The organism is Sinomonas sp. T428B (assembly GCF_056780155.1).
In genome coordinates, this window is the sequence record NZ_JBRAZR010000001.1 from 3,093,831 (window position 1) to 3,107,776 (window position 13,946).

14 protein-coding genes and 1 pseudogene are annotated in these 13,946 nt (G+C 72.2%); 4 read left to right on the forward strand and 11 right to left on the reverse strand.

Annotation, left to right across the window (positions count from 1 at the left end; translation table 11 throughout):
* Window positions 1–100: 100 nt before the first annotated feature.
* A complete protein-coding gene (locus ACUYMY_RS14300) occupies window positions 101–1,009 on the forward strand; it encodes a phosphatase PAP2 family protein (protein ID WP_481704199.1) in 909 nt (302 codons plus the stop codon).
* A 249-nt stretch (window positions 1,010–1,258) separates the two neighbouring features.
* On the opposite strand, the gene ACUYMY_RS14305 is transcribed toward ACUYMY_RS14300, so the two are convergent.
* From ACUYMY_RS14305 to pdhA, 5 genes are all read right to left on the reverse strand, one after another.
* Window positions 1,259–2,704, reverse strand: a complete 1,446-nt coding sequence (locus tag ACUYMY_RS14305; RefSeq protein ID WP_481704200.1) for a MinD/ParA family ATP-binding protein — start codon at window positions 2,702–2,704, stop codon at window positions 1,259–1,261.
* A 38-nt stretch (window positions 2,705–2,742) separates the two neighbouring features.
* Window positions 2,743–3,555, reverse strand: a complete 813-nt coding sequence (locus ACUYMY_RS14310; RefSeq protein ID WP_481704201.1) for an MBL fold metallo-hydrolase — start codon at window positions 3,553–3,555, stop codon at window positions 2,743–2,745.
* A 77-nt stretch (window positions 3,556–3,632) separates the two neighbouring features.
* The gene (locus ACUYMY_RS14315) at window positions 3,633–5,072 is read right to left on the reverse strand and encodes a dihydrolipoamide acetyltransferase family protein (RefSeq protein ID WP_481704202.1); all 1,440 of its coding nucleotides are present in this window, start codon (window positions 5,070–5,072) and stop codon (window positions 3,633–3,635) included.
* A complete protein-coding gene (locus tag ACUYMY_RS14320) occupies window positions 5,072–6,124 on the reverse strand; it encodes an alpha-ketoacid dehydrogenase subunit beta (protein WP_481704203.1) in 1,053 nt (350 codons plus the stop codon). Before ACUYMY_RS14320 ends, ACUYMY_RS14315 begins: the two co-directional genes overlap by 1 nt.
* A gap of 2 nt (window positions 6,125–6,126) precedes the next feature.
* The gene (gene pdhA, locus ACUYMY_RS14325; RefSeq protein WP_481704204.1) at window positions 6,127–7,317 is read right to left on the reverse strand and encodes a pyruvate dehydrogenase (acetyl-transferring) E1 component subunit alpha; all 1,191 of its coding nucleotides are present in this window, start codon (window positions 7,315–7,317) and stop codon (window positions 6,127–6,129) included.
* 174 nt (window positions 7,318–7,491) lie between these two features.
* Here pdhA and ACUYMY_RS14330 point away from each other — a divergent pair, with 174 nt between their 5' ends.
* Window positions 7,492–7,977, forward strand: a complete 486-nt coding sequence (locus ACUYMY_RS14330) for an Lrp/AsnC family transcriptional regulator (protein ID WP_481704205.1) — start codon at window positions 7,492–7,494, stop codon at window positions 7,975–7,977.
* A gap of 43 nt (window positions 7,978–8,020) precedes the next feature.
* Window positions 8,021–8,839 (forward strand): hypothetical protein, encoded by an 819-nt coding sequence (locus tag ACUYMY_RS14335; RefSeq protein WP_481704206.1) that lies wholly within the window; start codon window positions 8,021–8,023, stop codon window positions 8,837–8,839.
* Between the two features lie 92 nt (window positions 8,840–8,931).
* On the opposite strand, the gene ACUYMY_RS14340 is transcribed toward ACUYMY_RS14335, so the two are convergent.
* The 3 genes from ACUYMY_RS14340 to paaD are packed head-to-tail and all read right to left on the reverse strand — an operon-like array spanning window position 8,932 to window position 11,496.
* Complete coding sequence (locus ACUYMY_RS14340) at window positions 8,932–9,714, reverse strand: enoyl-CoA hydratase/isomerase family protein (RefSeq protein WP_481704207.1); 783 nt, start codon at window positions 9,712–9,714, stop codon at window positions 8,932–8,934.
* A gap of 18 nt (window positions 9,715–9,732) precedes the next feature.
* Window positions 9,733–11,001: a 1,2-phenylacetyl-CoA epoxidase subunit PaaE gene (gene paaE / locus ACUYMY_RS14345; protein ID WP_481704208.1), complete on the reverse strand. Its 1,269-nt coding sequence runs from the start codon at window positions 10,999–11,001 to the stop codon at window positions 9,733–9,735.
* Entirely contained in the window at window positions 11,002–11,496 is a 495-nt protein-coding gene (paaD, locus tag ACUYMY_RS14350) for a 1,2-phenylacetyl-CoA epoxidase subunit PaaD (protein ID WP_481705065.1), read from the reverse strand.
* Between paaD and ACUYMY_RS14355 the strand changes: the two are divergent.
* Window positions 11,459–11,536: pseudogene (locus ACUYMY_RS14355) on the forward strand (hypothetical protein); the annotation flags it as partial. The gene paaD and the pseudogene ACUYMY_RS14355 sit on opposite strands and share 38 nt — an antisense overlap.
* 1 nt (window position 11,537) lies before the next feature.
* Here the strand turns inward: ACUYMY_RS14355 and paaC are convergent.
* Genes paaC through paaA form a run of 3 tightly spaced genes read right to left on the reverse strand, consistent with a single transcriptional unit; the run spans window position 11,538 to window position 13,732 of the window.
* Window positions 11,538–12,413, reverse strand: a complete 876-nt coding sequence (paaC, locus tag ACUYMY_RS14360) for a 1,2-phenylacetyl-CoA epoxidase subunit PaaC (protein WP_481704209.1) — start codon at window positions 12,411–12,413, stop codon at window positions 11,538–11,540.
* Window positions 12,410–12,703, reverse strand: a complete 294-nt coding sequence (gene paaB, locus ACUYMY_RS14365) for a 1,2-phenylacetyl-CoA epoxidase subunit PaaB (protein ID WP_481704210.1) — start codon at window positions 12,701–12,703, stop codon at window positions 12,410–12,412. Before paaB ends, paaC begins: the two co-directional genes overlap by 4 nt.
* A complete protein-coding gene (paaA, locus tag ACUYMY_RS14370) occupies window positions 12,704–13,732 on the reverse strand; it encodes a 1,2-phenylacetyl-CoA epoxidase subunit PaaA (protein ID WP_481704211.1) in 1,029 nt (342 codons plus the stop codon).
* Window positions 13,733–13,946 lie beyond the last annotated feature (214 nt).

Sequence of the window (13,946 nt, forward strand, 5' to 3'; positions counted from 1 at the left end):
ATCGTAGATGTGACTCCTAACACGTGTCAAGTGCCCGTCAGGCACCCCTCTCCCGAGAGGCCGGAGGCATCTCCCAGCCTCCTGTGGGACGCTTGAAGACATGGCCGCTCCCCCCACCCACCGTCGAGTCCTGGACCCGCCGGGGCGCCCGGGCGGCGCGGGGGCGGCCGGACCCGGGCCCTTCCTCCTCGCCTCGCTCACGGCCCTCGCCGGGCTCATGGGCACGTACCTCTTCTTCGTGCGCACGACCACGGGCCAGTACATCGACGAGTCCGCGCTCGTCGAGGCCGTGGGCATGTATGGCGCGGCCGGGAAGGCGACGCTGCGCTTCCTCGACATGATGCCCGCGATCTCGGTCGTGGTCGCCGCGGTGGCGCTCGGCTACGCGGCGGTCTTCCGGGGCCGGTGGTTCGCCGCGCTCGTCGCCGTCGTGGCCGCGGCCGGCGCGAACGTCACGACGCAGGTGCTCAAGGCAGACCTCCTCACGCGGCCCTTCCGGGGGGTTGAGACCCTCACCGAGAACTCGCTGCCCTCGGGGCACACGACGCTCGCGGCCTCTGCGGCGGCCGCCGTGTTCCTCGTGGCCTCGCCCCGATGGCGCCCGTTCCTCGCCTTCGCGGGCAGCACGTTCGCCGTCGCCTCGGGGGCCTCGACCCTCGTGAACCAATGGCACCGGCCCGCCGACGTCGTCGCCGCGTTCCTCGTCGTCGCGGCCTTCATGGCCCCCGCCGGGTGGATCGTGATGCGCGCCGGGTGGCGCTGGAACGTGTGGGACGGGCCGGGGGCGCACTGGGCGTCCTCGCACGCGTGGCTCGCCGTGCCCGCGGCCGGCGGGATGGTCGCGGCTACGATCGCGGCTGTGGCCCTCGTGCGCATCGCGCCGCTCGTCGGGCAGGAGGCGAGCACGACGAACTACTTCTGGGCCGGCTGCGCGCTCATCGTCATCACGGGGTACCTCCTCGGCGTCGGAGCGGCCTGGCTGTTCGCGGGAGCCGCGCGGCGCCGCTAGCCCCGCGCCAGGCACCGGGCCACCCTCCCACCTTGGGCGCGGGGAACATGTCCCCATTGCTTTCCAAGCGAGAGCGTCGCTATGCTTCATAACTACAGTCACTGGAGAAATGCCGCACCTTTGCGCGGGTTGCTCCGGGGCTGGCGTCGCGGCTGCTATTGGGGGCAGCCGCGGCGCCCATGACTGTGGTGGCCCGGCGCCTGTGGGGGCAGGCGCCGGGCCCTGCCTTTGCTCCTCGGCCTCCCGGCGTCAGCGCTCGTAGCCCGAGACGATCGCGGCCGCGATCTCCCGGTAGGCGTGCCGGGTGTCCGGCTTGAGGGTCGCGAGGGAGACGAGGTCGCCGTCCGCCATGGACTTGTCGTGCGGGACGGTGATGAGCGCCTTGCACATGCCGGCGAGCGTGTCCTCGATCGCCTCCTTGTCGACTCTCCCGGAGACGCCGTCCTTGTCGGTGACGACGACGATCGCGCCCTTCGCGAGGCGCTCGTACCCGTGCGCGGCGAGCCAGTGCAGCGTGTCGCGCGCACGCTTGGCGCCGCTCACGGCGTAGCCGGCGACGACGACGATGCTGTCCGCGTCCTGGAGGATGCCCTGCATCGCCGGGTGGCTCACGCCCGTGCCGCAGTCGGTGAGCGTCACCCCGAAGTAGCGGGAGACGAGCTGGTGCACGCGGCGGTACTCGTCCCCCGTGAGCGAGTCGGAGAGCTCGGGGTCCTGCTCGCCCGCCAGCAGGTGGAGCCCGCCGGCCTGGTGCAGGTAGGCGCCGAGCTCGGAGCGCGAGGTCACCTTGTCGCAGTCGCGCATGAGGGCGGTGATCGAGTGCTGCCGCTCGGACTCGTAGGAGCCCTCGCCGAGGGCGCGCTCCACGAGGTCGCCCGCGTCGGGGTTGGCGTCGATCGCGCAGGGCGGGTCGGGGCGCAGCTCGGCGAGCGTGAGGCCGACGCCGACCGTCGTCGAGGTCTTGCCGATGCCGCCCTTGAGCGACAGGAACGCCGTGTTCCAGCTGCCGTCGAGGCGGCGGGCGATCTGCTCCTCGAGGGCCTGCTCGTAGCGCTGCTGGGCGCTCGGCCCGAGATTCACCGCGCCGCCTGTGAGGCGGTAGATGAACCCGCGCCAGCCCCTCGGGGGCGTGACCGGGGCGGAGCGGACGAAGCCGGCCGGGGCCGCGCCCGCGGGAGTCGCCGGGGCCGACGGCGGCGGTTCAGGCGATTCCTGCTGCGGCGCCGGGGCGGCGGGCTGAGGCGTCTGGGCGGCGGGCTCGGGCGCCTCCTGCGGCGGTGCCGGGGCAGCCCACTGGGGCTCGGGAGTCACGGGCAGGTCAACCACGGGCACCTCGGCGAGCGGCGCGCGGGCGGCGGGCACCTCGGAAAGGGGCGGCTGCTGCACGGTCGGCACGACAGTGGTCCGGGGGTCCAGGACGGCGGCCGGACCAGTCTCGGCGAGGGCGGGTTCTGCGGCCGGCTCGGCCAGGGACTCGGGGTCTGCCGGGAGTTGGGGCTCAGCGGCCTCGGCCGGGGGCTCCGGTTCCGCGGGCCCCGCCAGTCGCTCCGGATCCGCGGGCTGTTCCTCGGCCGGGGCCTCGGGCTCCGCGGGCGGCTCCGCGGGGGCGGGCGCCTGGGCCCCCTCCAGAGCCTCGCGTCGGCGACGCGCCTCGCGCCTCGTCATCGGCACGTGGTTGCCGCCCTGCTCAGCCATGCTGTTCCCCTCGTCCGCCCATCCTTGGCGGCACTACGTTAGCGCACGGAGCTGGCCTTGAGCCGGTGGATGAACAGCCGAGACTGCTCCGGCCCGTACGGGAGAATCGGGATCGCCTTCGTGGCGTCCTGGGGCGTCTCCCGGGTTGCCTGCCGTGCCGAGCGCACCGCCGTCGCCATCGTATCCGCCATGGTGCGCACGAAGGCGTCGCTGCAGAGGCCGCCGTGTCCCGGGACGAGGTTCTCGTACCGGTGCCGCAGGGCGGAGATGTGCCGCAGGACGTCCGCCCACTCCTCGGGGTACGAGTCGCCGAACTCGGGGTGCGCGCCCTCCTCGATGAGGTCGCCGCTGAAGAGCGTCGTCCCCGTCCCGACGAGGAGGTCGCCGTCGGTGTGGCCCCGGCCGAGGTAGAACAGCGTCACGGACTGCCCGCCCAGGTCCACGAGGACGGGCTGGTCCCGCACGATCGCCGTCGGGACGACGATCTGCGTGTTCTCGCCCTCCCCCGCCGCCATCTCCGGCTCCGCCTCCGCGACAGCCGCCCGCTCGGCGTCGCCCATCTCGGCGATGGTCGCGGCGGCGTTCTCGTGTGCGTAGAACTCCGTCACGCCGTCGGCCGCGAACACGGCGTTGCCGAAGTAGTGGTCGTAGTGCGCGTGCGTGTTGACGACGACGAGCGGCAGGTCGGTCTTCTCCCGCACCGCTGCGAGGATCTCTGCGCCCTGGCGTGGGCCCTGGCCGGTATCGACGACGAGCGCCCGCTCCGTCCCCACGACGAGTCCGATGTTGAGCCTGAGCGGCTCGAGCGCGAGGACATGAGTGTCCCCGCCGAGCTCCCGCCATGCGGCCATGTGCTGCCGTCCTTCCTCGGGCCCTGCGCCGGGCCTGCTGCCAGATTCCGGTTCCCCCGATTCTGCCATGCGGCGGCCTAGAGGTCGGCGAGGACGCTTCCCGGCTGCTCGACCGCGTCGGCGACGTAGCGCAGGAAGCCGCCGGCCGTCCCGCCGTCGCACACCCGGTGGTCGAAGGTGAGGGTCAGCTGGACGACCTTGCGCACCGCGAGCTCGCCGCGCACGGCCCAGGGCCGGTCCACGATGCGCCCGACGCCGAGGATCGCCGCCTCGGGATGGTTGATGATCGCGGCGCTGCCGTCGACGCCGAACACCCCATAGTTGTTGAGCGTGAAGGTCCCTCCCGTGAGGTCCGCCGGGGAGGCCTTGCCCTCGCGGGCGAGGGCCGTGAGGCGCCGGATCTCGGCGTCGAGGCCGCGCGCGCTCAGGGCCTGGGCGCCGCGGATGGCCGGGACCACGAGGCCGCGGTCCGTCTGCGCCGCGAAGCCGAGGTTCACTCCGTCGAACGTGACGATCTCTTGGGCGTCGCCCCCGCCGTCGACGCGGGTGTTCAGCTCGGGGTACTTCGCGAGGCCCGCGAGGACGAATCGGGCGATGAACGCGAGCAGGCTCGGCGTCCCGTGGGGGTCGCGGCGCTTGAGGTCCGCGCGGAGCTCGACGAGCGCCGTCGCGTCCGCGTCGACCCAGACCGTCGCCTCGGGGATCTCGGTGCGCGAGCGGACCATCGCCTGCGCGACGGCCTTGCGCACGCCCTTGACCGGGGTCCGGGACGCGACCGGCAGCCCCGTCCGCCCGTCCACCCCCGCCGAGATGGGGGCCTGCGCCGCCGAGATGGGGGTTTGCACCGTCGAAGTGGGGGCCTGTGCCGCCGAGGTGGGGGCAGACTCGATGTCACGCCGCATGATGAGCCCGTCGGGCCCGGTGCCCGTGACCCCCGCGAGCGAGACGCCCAGGTCCCGGGCGAGCCGACGGACGATCGGCGAGACGACCCGCACGGCCCGGCCTGGCGCCGTCGTGCTTCCCTGCCATGCGGGCGGCACCTCCCGCGCCGCAGCGGACGACGGCGAGCCCCCCTTGCGTCGCCGGGTGCGGCCGCCGCTCGCCCCGCCGGGGGTCCCGTAGCCGATGAGGACGTTGCCGGAACCGGACGCCTGCGCGGCCGGCGTGGCGGGCTTGCGGGAGCCCGCGCGCTCCTCGGTCCGATAGGCGGCCCCCTCTCTGGCCCCCATCTCGGCGGCAGGAGCCCCCATCTCGGCGGGCTGGGCGACGGTGATGAGCGGGGCCCCGACGTCGATGGTCTCGCCCGGCTCGCCATGCAGCTCGGCGACCGTCCCGCCGAAGGGCGAGGGCACCTCGACGACGGCCTTGGCGGTCTCGACCTCGGCGATGGGCTGGTCCACGGCGACCTCGTCGCCCACGACGACGAGCCAGCGCACGAGCTCCGCCTCAGTCAGCCCCTCCCCGAGGTCCGGCAGGGCGAAGGTCCGGGATGTCGCAGTCTGGTTGGCCACGGTCATCAGTCCTCCCACTGAAGGTCGTCGAGGGCGTCGAGGATGCGGTCGACGCTGGGCAGGTGCCAGTGCTCGAGCTTGGGCGGCGGGTACGGGATGTCGAAGCCGGTCACCCGCCGCACGGGAGCGGCGAGCGAGTGGAAGCAGCGCTCCTGGACCCGCGCGACGATCTCCGACGCCACGGACGCGAAGCCCGGGGCCTCAGCGACGACGACGGCGCGGCCGGTCTTGAGCACGGACGCCGTGACGGTCTCGTCGTCGAACGGCACGATCGAGCGCACGTCCACGACCTCGACCGAGCGGCCCTCGGCCGCGGCGGCCTCGGCGGCGGCGAGCGCCGTGCCCACTGTGGGCCCGTAGGCGATGAGTGTCGCGTCCGTGCCGGCGCGGGCGACGACGGCGCGCCCGTCGCTGCCCGCAGGCCGCCCGTCGAACTCCGCGCGCAGCGCCTCGAGGTCCACGAGGTCCTTGGACCAGTAGAGCTTCTTGGGCTCGAGGAACACGACGGGGTCGTCGCTCGCGATGGCCTCGCGGAGCATGCGGTAGGCGTCGGCGACGGTCGCGGGCGTGCAGACCTTGAGCCCCGGCGTGTGGGCGTAGTACGCCTCCGAGGAGTCGCAGTGGTGCTCGACGCCGCCGATCCCGCCCGCGTACGGCACGCGCAGCACCATGGGCAGGCGGACCCTGCCGCGCGTGCGGTTGTGCATCTTGGCGACGTGGCTGATGATCTGCTCGAAGGCGGGGTAGGCGAAGGCGTCGAACTGGAGCTCGAGCACGGGGCGCAGGCCGTTCATGGCCATGCCCACGGCCATGCCCACGATCCCCGACTCGGCCAGCGGGGTGTCGAAGACCCGCTGCTCGCCGAACTCCTTCTGCAGCCCGTCGGTGATCCGGAAGACGCCGCCGAGGGTGCCGACGTCCTCGCCGAAGACGACGACGGAGTCGTCCGTGCGGAGGGAATCGGCCAGGGCGGCGGTGAGGGCCTTGGCGAACGTGAGGGGCTCGGGGCCCGCGCTGGCGGCGGCGCGCGCGGCGGCGGCCTCGGCGACGGTGCTCATGGTCAGTGCTCCTTTCCGGAGGCTTCGTCTCGGGCGAGCTCGCGGTCCTGCTCCTCTGCAAGCAGAGCCGCCTGCTCGCGCAGCTGGGGCGTCGGCTCGGTGTAGACGAACCGGAAGAGGTCTGCGGGGTCGACGGCGGCGTCCGCGCCGAGGCCCTCGCGCAGCTGCCGCGCGACGTCCTCGGCGTCGGCCGCGAAGGAGGCCTCGGCGTCGTCCGTGAGCACGCCCTCGCCGCGGAGGTACTCGCGCATCCGCACCAGCGGGTCCTTGGCCGCCCAGGCCTGCACCTCGGCCTCCGGGCGGTACCGGGTCGCGTCGTCGGCGTTCGTGTGCGCCTGCATGCGGTACGTGTAGGCCTCGACGAGCAGCGGCCCCGAGCCCGAGCGCGCGAGGCGCACGGCGCGGTCCAGGACGGCGAGGAGGGCGACGGCGTCGTTCCCGTCCACGCGCTCGCCGGCCATGCCGTAGCCGATGGCCTTGTGCGCGAGCGACGGCGCGACCGTCTGGTGCGCGAGCGGGACCGAGATCGCGTACTGGTTGTTCTGGACGAAGAAGATCACCGGGAGGTGGAACACGGCGGCGAAGTTGAGCGCCTCGTGGAAGTCGCCCTCGCTCGTCGCGCCGTCGCCGCACATCGCGAGGACCACGGTGTCCTCGCCGCGGAGCTTGGCCGCGTGCGCGACGCCGACGGCGTGCAGGAGCTGGGTCGTCAGCGGGGTGCACTGGATGCCGACGCGGTGCTCCTTGGGGTCGTAGCCCCCGTGCCAGTCGCCCCGGAACAGGGTCATGGTCTCGACCGGGTCGACGCCGCGGGTCATGACGGCGACCGAGTCGCGGTAGGTGGGGAACATCCAGTCGCCCTCGCCCAGGCACAGGGCTGCGGCGACCTGGCACGCCTCCTGCCCGTGGCTCGAGGGGTAGACGGCCATGCGGCCCTGGCGGACGAGGGCCGAGTTCTGGTCGTTGACCCGGCGGCCGATCACGAGGTGGCGGTAGGCCTCGAGCAGCTCCTCGCCGGGCGGGATGGGGTACTCGTGCCCCGGGGCGGAGCCGCGCTCCTCCTCGGGCAGGAGCCGCCCGGACGGGTCGAGGATCTGGATCTGCTGCACACGCCCGTGAACGGGGAGCAGGTAGTCCTCGAGGGTGATCCCGAAGCTCTTGATGGCCTGCTGGGCCTCGGCGGGGATGGTCATGGCTCCTCCTCGGTGCGCCGCTGGACCGGTGCGGACGGGCCGCACGTGTTGCCTCAAGTATCCGCTTGAGCTGCTTTTCGTATCCACATTCGGGGAGAATCGTGGAAAAGTGGTGCCGGAAGGCGCCTCGCCAAAGACGAACCGACACCATGACCCGGATCACAGGAGGCCCGAGTGGACGATCTGCACACGACCGAGGAGCGGCATCAGGCGCCGGTCGAGCCCCGGCCGCTCGACGACGTCGACCGCGCGATCCTCGCCCAGCTCACCGAGGACGCGCGCCGCTCGGTCACGACCATCGCCGAGAACGTGCACATCTCGCGGGCGCACGCGTACAACCGGATCTCGCGGCTCCAGGCGGACGGGGTCATCACGAAGTACACGGCGCTCGTCGACCCGCTGCGTGCGGGCCTGCGCTCGAGCGCCTATGTGACGCTCAAGGTCCGCCAGCAGTCGTGGCGCGAGCTGCGGGAGCGGCTGCGCGCGATCCCCGAGGTGCACCACATCGCACTCGTGGGCGGGGACTTCGACGTCATCATCCTCGTGCGCGCGGTGGACAACACGGACCTGCGCCGCGTCGTGTTCGACCAGCTCCAGAGCATGCCCGGCGTCCTCGACACGCAGACGTTCCTCGTCTTCGAGGATCTCGACACCCGATGACGTGGGATCGTTGTCCCAGGCCCAACGACCAGTCAGGAGTGCCATGAGCAGCGACGCGCCGGCGCCCGGGCAGCCGGGCGGCAGGCCCCTGTGGATGTGGGCGCTCGTCGCGGCCTGCGTGCTCGTCGGGATCGGCCTCGTCGTCGCCGTGGCGGGCCTGCTCATGCCCGCCGGTCCAGTGTCGGTCGCCTCGCCCTCCCCGAGCCCGACGGCGCCGCCGACCACCGCGGGCACGCCCACCGCGCGGACGGACCTCGACGCGTACGGCCTCGCCGACCCGCTGCCCTTCACCGCGCCGCCCGCATGGCACCCCGAGCCGAACGCCTCGTACCGGCTCACGGCCGCTCGGGACGAGCTGCGCTACGTCGCCGACACCGGCTGCACCCTCGTGTTCCGCGCAGTGCCGCTGAGGGCGGCGCGGACGACGGCGGGGACGACGACAGCGGGAGAGTCGCCGGCGGCGAACGACGCGGCTCCGGGCACGACGGCGCCCATCCCGCCGACGCGGACGGCCTCGCCGGGCGAGGCGGCCCCCCAGGACACGGAGACCGCGGCGACCCACGCGGCGCTCGAGGCCGCGATCGAGGACCTGCGGGGCGAGGCCGCGCGGGCGGACGTGACGGAGCAGGGCTTCACGGTCGTCTCGACGCTGGGCTCGCGCTCGGGGCCGCTCGTGGACATGGCAGGGGCGGCGCTGCGCGTCACCCACATAGACGGCACGGAAGCGCACACGCGCCTGGCCGTGCGCGCCGTGCCCGCGGCGGGCACGGCGATGCGGATGTCCGCCGAGTGTCCCAGCCCCGAGGAGGCGTCGACGGCGATGAACCATGCGAGCGTGCACGCGTTCATCGCGGCGGAGTGACCCCACAGCGCCGGGACATGACCCCTCAACCGGAGGCCTCCCTTGAGGGGTCACATCCCTTCCGTTGAGGGGTCATGTCCCCTCATCGAGGGTCAGCGGCCGGCGAAGACCGGGCGGCGCTTCTCCTGGAAGGCCTTGAACCCCTCGGCGTAGTCCTCGGAGGCGCACAGCTGCGCCTGGGCCCTGTTCTCGGCGTCCATCGACTCCCAGAGCCCGAGGCGGCGGTCGCGGATCTGGGCCACGAGCTCCTTCGACGCGCGGAAGGCGCCGGTCGCGCCGGAGGCCACGCGGGCCACGGTCTCGCGCGTGCGCGGCAGGAGCTCGTCGGCGGGGAAGGACCGGCTGAACATCCCGGCGCGGACGGCCTCGGCGCCGCTCATGAGCTCGGCCGTGTAGACGAGGTCGAGCGCGCGGTGCATGCCGAGCCGCTCGGTGAAGTACCAGTGGCCGCCCGAGTCGAGGGTCGCTCCGAGGTTCGCGAACGGCGAGCCGATCTTGGCGTCCTCGGCCACGTAGACGACGTCGGTCGCGAGCAGCAGGCCGAGGCCCACCCCGAGCGAGGCACCCTGGGCCGCGGCGAAGCTCGGCGCGGGGAACGCGGCCATCTTCTGCAGCAGGGGCGTCACGATTCCGCCGAGGTAGCCGAGCACGTCGTCGTCCGCCGGGGTGACCCCGGAGATGTCCCGGCCGGCGCAGAAGGCCCGGCCCTCACCCCGCAGGAGCAGCGCCCGCGCCTCGCCGCGCGCGGCGGCGGCAGCGGCGTCGTCGTACGCGTCCGAGAGCTCGGCGAGCGCGGCCTCGTCGAGCGCGTTGAGCTTGGCCGGGGCGTCGAGGACGACCTCGGCGACCCCCTCGGCAACGGTCAGGTCGATCATCGGCACTCTCCCGGCGGATCAGGCGTCGAAGTCGACGGACACAGCGTCCGTCGTCGGGCGGGACTGGCAGGTCAGGACGTAGCCGCGCTCGAGCTCGTCGGCCTCGAGCGCGTAGTTCTCCGCCATCTCGACGGAGCCCGAGACGAGCTTCGCACGGCACGTGCCGCACACACCGCCGGCACACGCGAACGGCACGTCGGGGCGCACGCGCAGGGCGGCGTTGAGGATCGTCTCGTTCGCGGAGACGGGGCTCTTGACGGTGCCCGAGAGCCCGTCCAGACGGAACTCGATCTCGAAGTTCGCCCCAGACTCGTCCTCGACGACGGGCCGGCCGATGTTGCCCTCGAGGTGCGTGGGCGTGCCGGTCGTGAAGAGCTCGTAGCGGACCTTCTCTGGCTCGACGCCGCGCGCGGCCAGGGTGTCGCGCACGAGCTGGACGAGCTCGAACGGCCCGCACAGGAACCACTCGTCGACGTCCTCGGCGTGGATCACGGTGCTGAGCAGCGTCGTGAGCTTCTCCGAGTCGACGCGGCCCGAGAGCAGCGGCGAGATGCGCTGCTCGCGCGAGAGCACGTGGTGCAGCGCGAACCGGGACGGGTACTTGTCCTTGAGGTCAGCGAGCTCCTCGACGAACATGACGTCCATCGCGGCCTTGTTCGCGTAGATGAGGTCGAAGCGGACGTTCTCGTCGGCCGCGAGGACGGTCTTCGCGATCGCGAGGATCGGCGTGATCCCCGAGCCGGCCGCGACGGCGACGAACGTGTGCTCGGCGTCCGTGTCGATGCTCGAGGGGTCGTTGAGGTCCGTCATGCGGTGCTTCGAGATGAAGGCCCCGGCGGGGCTCATGACGTCGAGCCGGTCGCCCGGGGCGAGGCTCTCGTTCGCCCACGTCGAGAAGATGCCGCCGAGGTCGCGCTTGATCGCGACCCGGATCTCGCTGCTGCCGTCCTCGAAGCGGCGCGGGGCGGCGCAGATCGAGTAGCTGCGGCGCACCTCGCGCTCCTCGCCGCCCTGGGCGGGGTCCGCGAGCCGGGTGCGGAGGGCCACGTACTGGCCGGGGATGTAGTCGTACTCTTCGGTGAGCTCCGCCGGGACGCCAAACGTGACCTCGATGGCGTCGTTCGTGAGCCGGCGGACCTCGGTCACCTCGAGCGTGTGGAAGGACGCACGACGGCGTGCGGTCCCCTCCGCGGCGGCCTCGCCGGCCGCACCGGTGTGGTCCGCGGCGACGGTGTCGTCTGCGGCTGTACTTTCTGCGGCCGACGCCGCGCTCAGCTGGTCAGTCATCTAGAGCACCTTGAAGTAGTCGAAGGGCTCCTTGCAGTCCTGGCAGACGTAGAGCGCCTTGCAGGATGTGGAGCCGAAGCGGGACATCTCGCGCGTGTTGAGCGAATGGCACTGGGGGCACTTGACGGTGAGGCCGAGGCGGACGGGCCGGGCGGCGCCGGCCACGTGGGCTGCGCCGGTGGGCGGGGCGATGCCGTACTGCTCGAGCTTCGCCTTGCCCTCGGCCGTCATCCAGTCGGTCGTCCAGGCCGGGGACAGCACGAGGTCGACCTCGACGCGCTCGTGACCGGCCCGGGCGAACACCGCCGTGAGGTCCTCGCGGATCGCGTCCATCGCCGGGCAGCCAGAGTAGGTCGGGGTGATCGTCACGTGCACGGTGCCGTCCGCGGCGAGGCGACCGTCACGGAGGATCCCGAGGTCCGCGATGCTCAGCACGGGGATCTCGGGGTCGGTGACGGTGGCCGCGAGGGCGAGGACCTCGTCGTCGGTCGTGATCATGGCCGGCCTCCTCGTTCTGCTCTCTGCTGCTGGTGGTGCTACCACGTCGCGCCGGGGTGCTTGCGGGCCAGGACCTGCATCTCGGCGAGGATGTAGCCGAGGTGCTCGGTGTGCTCGCCGCGCCGCCCGCCGCCCGAGGCGAAGGGCACGGACGGGACCGTGAGGGTCGCCTCCTCGAGGACCTGGGCGATCCCGGCGTCGAACTCCGCGCGCAGGCTCGACGGGCGCACGCCCGCGTCGCCCACGGCGTCGATGAGCGCATCGTCCTCGAAGAGCTCGCCGACGTAGGGCCACACGAGCTCGAGCGCCGCCTGCATGCGGCGGTGCGACTCCTCCGTCCCGTCGCCGAGGCGCAGGGTCCACTGGATCGCGTGGTCGCGGTGGTAGTCGACCTCCTTGAGCGCCTTGGCCGCGATGGCGGCGAGCGTCGCGTCGGACGAGTCCACGAGGCGCGAGTAGAGGAGGTACTGGTAGACGGAGACGACGAGCTGGCGCGCGATCGTGACGCCGAAGTCGCCGTTGGGCTGCTCGAAGAGCCACGCTGAGCGGAACTCCTCCTCCTCGCGCCAGTAGGCGAGGTCGTCCTCGGTCTTGCCCCACGCGTGGCCCGCGTAGGAGAGGAACGAGCGGGCGTGGCCGAGGACGTCGAGGGCGATGTTGCCGAGGGCGATGTCCTCCTCGATCTCGGGGCCACGCGAGATCCAGTGGCTCAGGCGCTGGGCCAGGATGAGGGAATCGTCGCCGAGGCGCAGCGCGTACTGCGCGACCTCCTCGGCCGGGGCGTCCTTCGCGAGGGCGATGTCCTCGGGGCGCAGGGCGTTGCCGGGGGTGACCCGCGTGGCCGACGCCGCGGCGTCGCCGAAGCTGTCGAGGGAGTGGTCGGGATGGGCGGGCGCGTGGGTCTCGTGGCTCACAGGTGCTTCACGCCCTCGCTCTTGGTGTAGTACGTCGCATGGCGGTAGTCCTTGCCCTGCGGCGACTCGAAGTAGGCGCCCTTGGAGTCGGGGTCCGAGGACGAGATGGCGTCCGAGGGGACGACCCAGATGGACACGCCCTCGTTGCGGCGCGTGTAGAGGTCGCGCGCGTTCCGCAGGGCCATCGACGCGTCCGGCGCGTGCAGCGAGCCCGCGTGCACGTGGGAGAGGCCGCGGCTGGAGCGCACGAAAACCTCCCACAGGGGCCAGATGTTGGTCTGCTCGCTCACTTATGCTGCTCCGATCGTGATGTTCTTGGCGGCCTGCTTCTTCGCGGCCTTCTCGGCGTACGCCCTCGCGGCCTCGCGCACCCATGCCCCGTTCTCGTGGGCCTCGCGGCGGCGCGCCATCCGCTGGGCGTTGCAGGGGCCGTTGCCGGCGATGACGGCCTTGAACTCAGCCCAGTCGAGGTCCATGTGGATCCACGTCCCGGTCTCCTCGTCGTAGCGGAGCTCCGGATCCGGGAGGGTCAGGCCCAGGACCTTGACCTGCTCGGCGATCATGCCGACGAAGCGCTGGCGCAGCTCGTCGTTCGAGAAGCGCTTGATGTTCCACGCCATGGACTGCTTGGAGTTCGGCGAGTCCTCGTCCGGCGGGCCGAACATCATGAGCGCGGGGGCGTAGAAGCGGTTGACGGCGTCCTGCGCCATCTGCTTCTGGGCCGGGGTGCCGTTCGAGAGCTCGAGCAGGATCTCGAAGCCCTGCCGCTGGTGGAAGGACTCCTCCTTGCAGATGCGGACCATGGCCCGGCCGTAGGGGCCGTAGCTCGCGCGGCACAGGGGGACCTGATTGGCGATCGCGGCCCCGTCGACGAGCCAGCCGATGGCGCCCATGTCGGCCCAGGTCCGGGCGGGGTAGTTGAAGATCGACGAGTACTTGGCCCTGCCGTCGAGGAGCTGCTGGTTCAGCTCGTCGCGCGAAGTCCCGAGGGTCTCCGCGGCCGAGTAGAGGTACAGGCCGTGGCCTGCCTCGTCCTGGACCTTGGCCATGAGGATGGCCTTGCGCTTGAGGCTCGGCGCGCGCGTGATCCAGTTGGCCTCGGGCTGCATGCCGATGATCTCCGAGTGCGCATGCTGCGAGATCTGGCGCACGAGCGTCTTGCGGTAGGCCGCGGGCATCCAGTCGCGGGGCTCGATGCGCGAGTCCTCGGCGATGATGCGATCGAAGTATGCCTGGCCCGCCGCGTCGGCCTCGGTCAGGACGTCAGTGTCCTTGCCGGGCTGGGGCTGGGGCACGGGCTGCAGGGACGCAGCTGCCATGTCTCCTCCTCTAAATAATTACCGACCGTTCGTTCAGAATATGCGACGCCACACCCGGGGTCAAGCGCGCAGATCCCTTCCCCGCAAAGGCGCTCGCGATACATTGACCGGATTCCCGCCCAGGCCTACCCTTTTACTACATTCGATGGACTAATCCGGGAGCATTCTCCCGGGTACGCCCACCGAGAGGCACCGACTGCTGTGAGGCCCGCCA